The sequence below is a fragment of the Pseudomonas sp. Je.1.5.c genome (assembly GCF_051129895.1).
In the GTDB taxonomy this organism is placed as follows: Bacteria; Pseudomonadota; Gammaproteobacteria; order Pseudomonadales; family Pseudomonadaceae; genus Aquipseudomonas; species Aquipseudomonas urmiensis.
Map to the genome: position 1 here is coordinate 1 of NZ_JBCPSP010000081.1, position 7,856 is coordinate 7,856.

Sequence of the window (7,856 nt, forward strand, 5' to 3'; positions counted from 1 at the left end):
CTTGCCCCGCGATGAGGCCAGCCAGGCTGGCCCATCAATCAACTGAACGCACTCAGTATTCGCTCAGCGAAAACTCAGTCAGGCAGAACGTCGGCACACCGCCACCTCCCACGCCAATCTGTATCTAGCGCCAACTTGGCAGCGCTACTGTGCGCTATCGTGGGAGCGGGCTTGCCCCGCGATGAGGCCAGCCAGGCTGGCCCATCAATCAACTGAACGCACTCAGTATTCGCTCAGCGAAAACTCAGTCAGGCAGAACGTCGGCACACCGCCGCCTTCCACGCCAATCTGTGTCTAGCGCCAACTTGGCAGCGCTACGGTGCGCTATCGTGGGAGCGGGCTTGCCCCGCGATGAGGCCAGCCAGGCTGGCCCATCAATCAACTGAACGCACTCAGTATTCGCTCAGCGAAAACTCAGTCAGGCAGAACGTCGGCACACCGCCACCTCCCACGCCAATCTGTATCTAGCGCCAACTTGGCAGCGCTACTGTGCGCTATCGTGGGAGCGGGCTTGCCCCGCGATGAGGCCAGCCAGGCTGGCCCATCAATCAACTGAACGCACTCAGTATTCGCTCAGCGAAAACTCAGTCAGGCAGAACGTCGGCACACCGCCGCCTTCCACGCCAATCTGTGTCTAGCGCCAACTTGGCAGCGCTACGGTGCGCTATCGTGGGAGCGGGCTTGCCCCGCGATGAGGCCAGCCAGGCTGGCCCATCAATCAACTGAACGCACTCAGTATTCGCTCAGCGAAAACTCAGTCAGGCAGAACGTCGGCACACCGCCACCTCCCACGCCAATCTGTATCTACCGCCAACTTGGCAGCGCTACTGTGCGCTATCGTGGGAGCGGGCTTGCCCCGCGATGAGGCCAGCCAGACTGGCCCATCAATCAACTGAACGCACTCAGTATTCGCTCAGCGAAAATTCAGTCAGACAGAACGTCGGCACACCCGCCGCCTGCAGCCGACGCGAACCTTCCAGCTCCGGCAGATCGATGATCGCCGCCGCCTCGAACACTTCAGCACCCGTGCGACGCACCAGATTGGCAGCTGCCAGCAAGGTGCCGCCGGTGGCGATCAAGTCATCGAAGATCAGCACCGAATCGCCTTCGCACAGGCTGTCGGCATGCACTTCCAGGAAGGCCTCGCCATATTCGGTCTGGTAGCCCTCAGAGAGCACGTCAGCCGGCAGCTTGCCCTGCTTGCGGAACAGGATCAGCGGCTTGTTCAGTTGGTGGGCGATGATCGAGCCGATCAGAAAGCCGCGCGCATCCATGGCGCCGATATGGCTGAATTCGGCCTCGACATAACGCTCGATGAACTGGTCGGCCACATAGCGCAAGCCGCGCGGCGACTGGAACAACGGCGTGATATCGCGGAAGATCACCCCCGGTTTGGGAAAGTCCACTACCGGGCGGATCAGGGCTTTGAGGTCGAAGGTGTCGCTGTGCATGAAAGGGGTATCCTGAAAAACCAAGCTGCAAGTATACCCCGAACCGTCAGCTTCAGACTTCGATTGCACCGCCCGCCAATGCACACAGCTGGATCGGGTCGAGGATATGCACTTCCTTGCCCTCGGCAGTGATCAGGCCGTTTTGCTGGAAGCGGGTGAACACCCGCGACACGGTTTCTACCGCCAGGCCCAGGTAATTGCCGATCTCGTTGCGCGACATGCTCAGGCGGAACTGGTTGGCCGAATAACCGCGAGCGCGGAAGCGCGCCGACAGGTTGACCAGGAAGGTGGCGATGCGCTCGTCGGCGGTTTTTTTCGACAACAGCAGCATCATTTGCTGGTCGTCGCGGATTTCCCGGCTCATCACCCGCATCAGCTGGCGACGTAACTGCGGCAGCTGCACCGACAGCTCATCGAGGCGCTCGAAGGGGATCTCGCAGACCGAAGTGGTCTCCTGAGCCTGGGCCGAGACCGGATAGGCCTCGGTGTCCATGCCGGACAGGCCGACCAGCTCGCTGGGCAGGTGGAAGCCGGTGATCTGCTCTTCGCCGCTGTCGCTCAGGCTGAACGTCTTCAGGGCGCCGGAGCGTACCGCATAGACCGAGCCGAAATTGTCACCCTGGCGGAACAGGAACTCACCCTTCTTCAGCGGGCGGCCGCGCTTGACGATTTCATCCAGTGCATCCATGTCTTCAAGGTTAAGGGACAGGGGCAGGCACAGGGGGGCCAGGCTGCAATCCTTGCAGTGGGCCTGGTTGTGTGGGCGCAGTTTAACTGGCTCGGACATTTCTTCGATCCTTGTGGGAAAGCACACATAAGCCGTAAGGATAACCGACGGCATAGGCTGTAGGCCAGCTTGCGCTATTTTGGTGCGCGCTGACCGGGCTGCGATTCTGGTTGGCCGCAGCCTGTCACTGGCCAATAGTGTGCTCGCCACGCGAGGATGTCCATGCGGTTGATCGTCTCGCTGTACGTCAGATCACCCGCGAAAAGCGCTGACGATTGTGCAGCCCCAGGTAGGCATCGAACACCATGCACACCGAGCGTACCAGCAGCCGCCCAGCCGGCAGGACCTTGATGCGCTTGCTGTCCAGGCTGATCAAGCCGTCGCGGTGCATGGCCTGCAGTTCAGGCCACAGCGCATTGAAATAGCCGCGAAAATCTAGCGTGAACTGCCGCTCGATCTGCTCGAACTCCAGCTCGAAGTGGCAGATCAACTGTTGGATCACCGCCCGCCGAATACGATCGTCCTGGTTGCACAGCAGCCCGCGCTGGGTCGCCAGTTGCGCGCTGGACAGGGTCTCTTTGTAGGTGTTCAGGTCGCTGCTGTTCTGGCAGTACAAATCGCCGATCTGGCTGATCGCCGAAACCCCCAGGCCGATCAGATCGCAGTGACCATGGGTGGTGTAGCCCTGGAAGTTGCGTTGCAGGGTGCCTTCTTCCTGGGCGATGGCCAACTCGTCGTCCGGCAGGGCGAAGTGGTCCATGCCGATGTAGCGATAACCCGCGTTAGTCAGTTGCTCGATGGTGGCGTGGAGCATCTCAAGCTTCGCTGCCGGGGCCGGCAAATCGTTGCTGTCGATGCGCCGCTGGGGCATGAAGCGTTCAGGCAGGTGCGCGTAGTTGAACACCGACAGCCGATCTGGCTGCAGGCGGATCACCTCTTCGACGGTGCGGGCAAAGCCTTCCGGGGTCTGCTTGGGCAGGCCGTAGATCAGGTCGAGGTTGACCGAGCGGAACTGCAAGGTGCGCGCCGCCTCGATCAGCGTGCGGGTCTGCTCCAGGCTTTGCAGGCGATTGACCGCACGCTGCACGACCGGGTCGAGGTCCTGCACGCCGAGGCTGACCCGATTGAAGCCCAGTTCGCGCAGCAGGCCCATGGTCGACCAGTCGGCTTCACGCGGGTCGATCTCGATGCCGTAGTCGCCAGAATCGTCGTCGAGCAGGTGGAAGTGCTGGCGCAGGCTGGCCATCAGCTGGCGCAGCTCGACGTGACTGAGGAAGGTTGGCGTGCCGCCGCCAAAGTGCAGCTGCTCAACCTTTTGCTTGGGGTCCAGGTGGCAGGCGATCAGTTGGATCTCCTGTTCCAGGCGTTGCAGGTAGGGCAGGGCCCGTGCACGGTCCTTGGTGATCACCTTGTTGCAGGCGCAGTAGTAGCAGATGTTGGCGCAGAACGGCACGTGCACGTACAGCGACAACGGCCGCACCGCCCGCCGGCTCTCGCGCAGGGCGTGGAGCAGGTCGAACGAGCCCACCTCGCTGTGCAGTTGCACCGCGGTTGGGTAAGAGGTGTAGCGAGGGCCGGCCAGGTCGTAGCGGCGGATCAGGTCGGCATCCCAACGCAGGTCGTCGAGCATGAGGGTAGTCCCCGGTATAGGAGCAGCAGTGTCCGGAGTCTAGGGGGGGTGGTAACAATTCATGTTGATTTGTATCAACGGGCGTAGAGGCGCTGGGCGGGTTGGGCTGTGCAGTGGGGAGATTCAAGGGGGGGCGCTCAGCTGGAGTCGCACTGGCAGTGTGATGCAGTATATCGGTTGGGCTAGTCTTTGGTGAGCCAAGGTCACAATTCAGATTTTTTTAAATTCAATTTCTCATTGGCTGCGTTGCAAACTAGTGGGTCGGGGTCTTTGCAGAGTTCCTCTAAAATATCCCTTGGCACCTTTGGGTTGCACGCGATTCTTTCCCTGACACTCGGCTCAGGGTCTTTTGCTAGGCGCTCGAATGTTGCCCTGTTTATACGCCGTTTCATCGCGATATCCCAGCGAATCGCATCCGATTCATTTAAAGATAGTTGCTCTAGGATTAATTCTGAGATTGTGTTGTTTGATGCTACTTGGGAGCACAGCTCTGGGTATTTATTTATAACTTCTAGCCATACTTCATCTGGCGCGGAGTCTCTTGACTTTGAAAGCTGTTCATTGTCGTCGCTTTCCACATATTTTTTAAATTCGTCAGCATTATTAATCATCTATTCGCCTCTCGATATCGAATGTTGTTCGTATTTATGGATTTACCGGTCCCGTGCTTACATTTCCAATAAAGTCTGCATGCCTGCGCAGTAGGTGAGTAAGCGGTAAATAGTCTTTTATCATGTATTTGTCAGCTAATGCCCATCCTGTTGTAATTTAAAGGTTCACTCGGTTATGGCGAACTCCATCGATTAGGGGCAGGGGAGTATCTACGTCTCATGATATATTCCCTCTAGTGCATATAGAATCATTCACTTCGACTTTCTCTGAGTGGATTCATGAGTCATTGCGGGGTGATAGTCTGGGCCGCACCGTCAGGTGTTTAAGATTGTTTTGGTATGGCAAATATTCGGATCAGTTCTTCCTTGCACGCCTCGTCAAACCATCGGCTTTCAATAAAAATAAATTGCTCTAAAAGATTGCAAGATTTAAACGTGCTTTTAATGTGTAACATTTCTGTTGAATCATTTGGTGGCTGTTTTTTTAGCAGGGTGTCATAGAGCTTCTGGCCTGGTTCGTCAGGGTAGAAAAATAAGTGGGGTCTGAGTGTAGGGCCGTATTCACGCTCATCAAAATCTACGTATGTGATTGCAAGCAGTCCGTATTTGATGTTCTTAGAGCGGCCAATCAAGCGAATTGTATTGAGGAGAAAATAGGCAAGCCCTAGTAAGAATTCAGATGCGTCGTCCTGTTTGAGCATTTTTTGCAGCTTTGCAAGCCTGCTGTCTCTCGATATTAAAGGAATCTCTTCAAAACTATCGATTTCGCAAAAAAATACTTCGAGGTCTCTGTAAGCCTCTTTGGCAATTATTTTTTCGTAGAGTCGTATCAGGTTCATTTTGATATTCCATCAGTTTGAATAGGTACAGGTGTTCGAAGTGCTTTGCGTTTTTATGTATATGTATAAATAGTTAACCTGTCTATGTGGTGAGTGAGTTCTGCTGATGCAACTCACCTATCTCGTTTTATAGTGCTGCAGTTTTGGTTGCGGTTATAAAAGGCTAGGTTGTGTAGGTGCTGTTCTAGTCATAAAGTAGGAGTGAGAGTGTCCAGGTTTTCTCAGTCAGACCTATGTGCTGTGTCTCTGAAACATTTGCTGATAATCTGTGGAGAGGCTATTGCTACTGCTCCACCCTCAATGTCGTCGAATTCACCAATAGGGTGGATTAGGCAGTTAGAGGTTAGGCTAAGATGATGCAGTAAGTCGGTGGGGTGTTTTTTTGAATCGTAGTGCCACCCTTTCTGCAATAGTCCAAGAATTGAGCGCGCGTTGCTGGTCAGTATGAGGTGAGCGGAAGAGTCTGGGGCGGTTAATTTTGCAATCTGTAAAAATTCAGGGTTGTCTAGAAGGATGGCACCAAAATATTGAACCTCTTTGGCATCGCGTAATGCGTATTCTTGGGTTCGTTGTCCCTTAGGTAAAACTATTCCGTTTTTTTCAAAGGCGCGCCAAAGACCGTAATATTCTACAATTCGATTTGTTTGCACCATGGCGCCATTGCTGACTAAAAGCCAGGGGGTGTAATTCGGTACATTTTTGAGTATCTGGTTGTAAAGCTCTTCTATAGCTTTTGCTTGGGTGTTTTGGAGCGTGTCTGAATCATAAGCAATCAGTGCGGCGGATAGTATGGCTTTGGAGTTTTTTGGATTTTTCCTGATTGTAAAGGTTTCATTGTCGACAAATATGTCTTTGGTTGTTTCGAAAGGTTTTTCAGCGGTCGTCATGGGCGTTGTTTGAGTTGTTATAAGTGCTTTTGAGCGATGAGTAAAGTTCCATAAAGCCACCTTGCACTCATACGGATCTCGGGTGAAACGAACGGATTTTCTTGCTGTAGCTTTCCTTGCTCAGGCGGACACCGCTCAGTGGTGGGGTAGGTAATATTTTCTCGTTCCGTTGGCTATGGCTGTGTGATTTACTTTAAGTTATCGATTTTCCTCAGGTTATAAGATAGGTGCTGTATATGGGTGTGTATCTTTTTAGCGTACATTCATATGGTGGGTTTGTTGTGTCTTGAAAATAGTCAATGGTTATCTGGGTTGTTAAGTCGCAGAAAATAAATCTTATTTCATCACTGTTGTTTTCATCGAAATTGAATTCGGTATTTAGTCGCACTTCGGGGTCTATATGCAAAGCTCCACAATATTTCCAGTCATCATCAATTAGTATGTAGCAGTTACGCCCCGAGACTTCGGATGCTACGAATGAAAAGCACTCATTTATGCATGTGAATTTTCTCTCGGTGCATTCGATGACCTTCATTTCGTTAAGAATTCCAATAATTTTATCGGTTTTGGCAAGGTCTATGAGATTTTTGTGGGCCTGAGTGGATATTAATAGTTTTTCCAGTTTTTTCTCAAGGTGATTAACTATGATTTTGCCCTGGCTTGCTCTGTAGAGTAGGTCTCTCTTGTAAGGGGTGAATTTCATTTGCAGCAGTCCTGTTCGTAGAACGCTTTGCTTTTATTGTTTCGAATCTGTGGTCGTCCATGGCGATTCATTCTAGGTTTTCCCTGATCATCAAGTTTAACCTTTCCAGCCTCCCAGTGAGGCTTGTCTGGGTGGCTAATATCCATAGTTTGCTGCTGAACTGATGCCAATGCTTTCCCGCCACCAGGCTGAGGCATCTCGTAGCGATACTCCCACCCCGATTCATTTCTAAACTGGCTAATAGGTTGCTGACTCTTTGGTATTTTTGCTTGTCTCATAGACTCCACTCGGGCTGCTCTAGACGTGGCAAACGGGTTATTTTCACTTCCTAATACCGGTTTCTTGCTTTCTAACCCAAGCGGGTCAGTCCATGCGATAGGATTCGGCGCATATTGATAAAGATTCAGCCCCCCGGCATACCCAATCGGATCCGCCGAAACAAACCGCCCCACCTGCGGATCATAGTACCGGTACCGGTTGTAATGCAGCCCGGTCTCGACATCCAGGTACTGCCCCTGAAACCGTAGCGCAGTGTCGAGTTTTCTGCGCTGCGCCGCCTCGCTCAGCCTCACCTGGGCCTGCCCCCAGGCCTGATAGTCCGCCCGCCAGACCATTTCGCCGTGCTGATCGGTCAGCTCCAGCGGGGTTCCGAGGTGGTCGCATTGGTACCAATCCAGCGCTTTGAAGGCCGGTGCCTGTGGCTGGTATTGCCAGACCGGATCCTGATCGATGTCATACGGCCCGTCATAGCTCGGCTCGGGCAGCAGGGCGATTTGTTGCTCGTACGAGGCCTGCACCAGCGGCACGAAGGTGCCTGGCTCGTAGAGGTAGTGTGTGGTGCGTTCGCCGCGCGGGTGGTAGGTGCTTTCAAACGCCAGGTGGTCGCCGTCCCAGCCATAGATGCTGCTCTTGCAGCCGTAGCGCTCATCGAGGTCCAGGCGTTGCTTGCGGTTCCACAGCGGGCCTGCCTGCGCGCGGTCTTGGTACTTGGCAGCCGATTGCTTGTAG

Annotated in this window: 8 protein-coding genes; all 8 read right to left on the reverse strand. The window is 53.8% G+C overall.

The window, feature by feature from the left end:
• Positions 1–902: 902 nt before the first annotated feature.
• Positions 903–1,451: an adenine phosphoribosyltransferase gene (locus tag AAZU54_RS26965; RefSeq protein WP_186556034.1), complete on the reverse strand. Its 549-nt coding sequence runs from the start codon at positions 1,449–1,451 to the stop codon at positions 903–905.
• A 52-nt stretch (positions 1,452–1,503) separates the two neighbouring features.
• On the reverse strand, positions 1,504–2,238 hold the full coding sequence (gene fnrA / locus AAZU54_RS26970) for a Crp/Fnr family transcriptional regulator FnrA (protein WP_186556035.1): 735 nt from the start codon (positions 2,236–2,238) through the stop codon (positions 1,504–1,506).
• Between the two features lie 187 nt (positions 2,239–2,425).
• Positions 2,426–3,808, reverse strand: a complete 1,383-nt coding sequence (gene hemN, locus AAZU54_RS26975) for an oxygen-independent coproporphyrinogen III oxidase (protein WP_392468792.1) — start codon at positions 3,806–3,808, stop codon at positions 2,426–2,428.
• Positions 3,809–4,011: 203 nt separating this feature from the next.
• On the reverse strand, positions 4,012–4,419 hold the full coding sequence (locus AAZU54_RS26980; RefSeq protein WP_186556037.1) for a hypothetical protein: 408 nt from the start codon (positions 4,417–4,419) through the stop codon (positions 4,012–4,014).
• A gap of 323 nt (positions 4,420–4,742) precedes the next feature.
• On the reverse strand, positions 4,743–5,258 hold the full coding sequence (locus AAZU54_RS26985) for an Imm15 family immunity protein (RefSeq protein WP_186556038.1): 516 nt from the start codon (positions 5,256–5,258) through the stop codon (positions 4,743–4,745).
• Positions 5,259–5,479: 221 nt separating this feature from the next.
• Positions 5,480–6,205: a hypothetical protein gene (locus AAZU54_RS26990; RefSeq protein WP_392468787.1), complete on the reverse strand. Its 726-nt coding sequence runs from the start codon at positions 6,203–6,205 to the stop codon at positions 5,480–5,482.
• A 151-nt stretch (positions 6,206–6,356) separates the two neighbouring features.
• Positions 6,357–6,848, reverse strand: a complete 492-nt coding sequence (locus AAZU54_RS26995; protein WP_434727878.1) for a hypothetical protein — start codon at positions 6,846–6,848, stop codon at positions 6,357–6,359.
• Positions 6,845–7,856 (reverse strand): RHS repeat domain-containing protein (locus AAZU54_RS27000; protein WP_434727879.1); only part of this gene is annotated, 1,012 nt, incomplete at its 5' end. The genes AAZU54_RS26995 and AAZU54_RS27000, both read right to left, overlap by 4 nt.

What these genes read in the sequence shown, in the direction of transcription:
- AAZU54_RS26995 (WP_434727878.1), bottom strand. Translation starts at nt 6,848, where the DNA reads ATGAAATTCACCCCTTACAAGAGAGACCTACTCTACAGAGCAAGCCAG.
- hemN (WP_392468792.1), bottom strand. Translation starts at nt 3,808, where the DNA reads ATGCTCGACGACCTGCGTTGGGATGCCGACCTGATCCGCCGCTACGAC.
- AAZU54_RS26980 (WP_186556037.1), bottom strand. Translation starts at nt 4,419, where the DNA reads ATGATTAATAATGCTGACGAATTTAAAAAATATGTGGAAAGCGACGAC.
- AAZU54_RS26985 (WP_186556038.1), bottom strand. Translation starts at nt 5,258, where the DNA reads ATGAACCTGATACGACTCTACGAAAAAATAATTGCCAAAGAGGCTTAC.
- fnrA (WP_186556035.1), bottom strand. Translation starts at nt 2,238, where the DNA reads ATGTCCGAGCCAGTTAAACTGCGCCCACACAACCAGGCCCACTGCAAG.
- AAZU54_RS26965 (WP_186556034.1), bottom strand. Translation starts at nt 1,451, where the DNA reads ATGCACAGCGACACCTTCGACCTCAAAGCCCTGATCCGCCCGGTAGTG.